General features: G+C 73.8%; 2 protein-coding genes. Both read right to left on the bottom strand.

Features of this window, described 5'->3' with window-relative positions; genetic code table 11:
• Positions 1-1021: lipoyl synthase (lipA, locus tag AC5LSR_RS23050; RefSeq protein ID WP_493469016.1), on the bottom strand; the 1021-nt coding region annotated here is incomplete at its 3' end.
• 74 nt (positions 1022-1095) lie between these two features.
• On the bottom strand, positions 1096-1824 hold the full coding sequence (gene lipB, locus AC5LSR_RS23045; RefSeq protein WP_250287132.1) for a lipoyl(octanoyl) transferase LipB: 729 nt from the start codon (positions 1822-1824) through the stop codon (positions 1096-1098).
• Between the last annotated feature and the right edge of the window lie 176 nt (positions 1825-2000).

The raw sequence follows: 2000 nt of genomic DNA, 5'->3' as shown, positions 1-2000 counted from the left end.
TGCCGGTCGCGGTGCCGGCCGGGAGGCCGACGACGGAGCCGGCCGGGACGGTGGCCTCACCCCCGGCTCCGTTGCCGGTCGTGTTCCCGGCCGCGTCGCCGCGTCGCTCGACCGCCTGCTGGTACATCCGGCCGGCGCGGTAGGAGGAGCGCACCAGCGGGCCGGCGAGCACGCCGACGAACCCCATCCGCTCGGCCTGCGCGCGCAGCTCGACGAACTCCTCGGGACGCACCCAGCGCTCCACCGGGTGGTGGCGGGGAGTGGGCCGCAGGTACTGGGTGATGGTCAGCAGCTCACAGCCGGCGGCGAGCAGGTCGGCCATGGTCGACAGGATCTCCGCGGGCTCCTCGCCGAGCCCCAGGATCAGGTTGGACTTGGTCACCAGGCCCGCGTCCCGGGCCCGCCGGAGCACCTCCAGCGACCGCTCGTAGCGGAACCCGGGCCGGATGCGCCGGAACACCCGCGGCACCGTCTCGATGTTGTGGGCCAGCACCTCGGGCGCCGCCCCGAAGACCTCGGCGAGCTGCTCCGGACGGGCGTGGAAGTCGGGGATGAGCAGTTCGACACGGGTGCCCGGGCAGGACGTGTGGATCTCGCGGACCGTCTGCGCGTACAGCCACGCCCCGCCGTCGGGCAGGTCGTCGCGGGCCACCCCGGTCACGGTCGCGTAGCGCAGGCCCATCGTCCGCACCGATTCGGCGACCCGGCGCGGCTCGTCGGTGTCGAAGGCCGCGGGGCGTCCCGAGTCGATCTGGCAGAAGTCGCACCGGCGGGTGCACACCTCGCCGCCGATGAGGAAGGTCGCCTCCCGGTCCTCCCAGCACTCGTAGATGTTCGGGCAGCCGGCCTCCTCACACACCGTGTGCAGGCCCTTGTCGTGGACGAGTCCCTTGATGTCGGAGTACTGCGGGCCGGTCCGCATCCGGGTGCGGATCCACGGCGGCTTGCGCTCGATCGGCGTGGCCGTGTTACGGGCCTCCAGCCGCAGCATCCGCCGGCCCTCGGGGGCCGGAACCGCCACCGCGGTGCCGGTCGGCGTGGCGGTGGTGACCGCGGTGGCGGTCGGCGTGGCGCTGGCGGTCGTGGTGTCGATGGTCATCGGGCCAGCTCCGGCTCCCGCGTCGGCGACACGCCGCCGGGCGCTGGCGGGCCGTCCGCGCCCGGCGCCGGCGGGCCGGTCGTGCTCGGTACCGGCAGACCGGTCGCGCTCGGTGACCTGGCGATGAAGGCCGTCAGCGTCTCGACCATGTGGCGTTCCACGACGGACAGGGCCTCCTCGACGGTCACGGCCCGGCCGAGCTCCCGGCTCAGGCTGCTCACCCCGGCGTCGGAGATGCCGCACGGGACGATCCTGGTGAAGGCGCCGAGGTCCGGGCTGCAGTTGAGGGCGAAACCGTGGTAGGCGACCAGGTAGCGCACCCGGATGCCGATCGCCGCGAGCTTGCGCTCCCCGTCGGCGGTCCACACCCCGGTGCGCCCGGCCACCCGGACGGCCGGCACCCCGAACTCCGCGCAGACCGCGATCAGCGCTTCTTCGAGGGCGCGGACGTAGGCGACCACGTCCAGCGGCCTGGGCAGCCGCAGCACCGGGTAGCCCACGAGCTGCCCCGGGCCGTGCCATGTGATCTTGCCACCCCGGTCGACGTCCACCACCGGGGTGCCGTCGAAGGGGCGTTCCCACGGCTGGGTGCGCCGGCCGGCGGTGTAGACGCTGGGATGTTCCAGGAGGATCAGGGTGTCGGCCGCCTCGTCGGCGATCCGCCGGTCGGCCAGCGCGCGCTGCAACCGCCACGCCTCGTCGTAGGGCATCAGGCCTGGGCGCATGACCTCCATGAAAATGAGGCTACGCTCACCTGCGGTGTCCTCCCAGCTCCCGCGGCAGGACACCGTGGGCGTCACACTTCCGGCAGCACCCGAGGGGTGACCGGCGTTTCCCGTACACCGGCGGCTGTACCACCGGCAGCCGCGCCGCCATTCGCCGTACCGCCGCCGGTCACGCC

The organism is Protofrankia sp. CiP1_Cm_nod4 (genome assembly GCF_982290645.1).
This window is presented reverse-complemented; position numbering and strand designations above follow the sequence as displayed.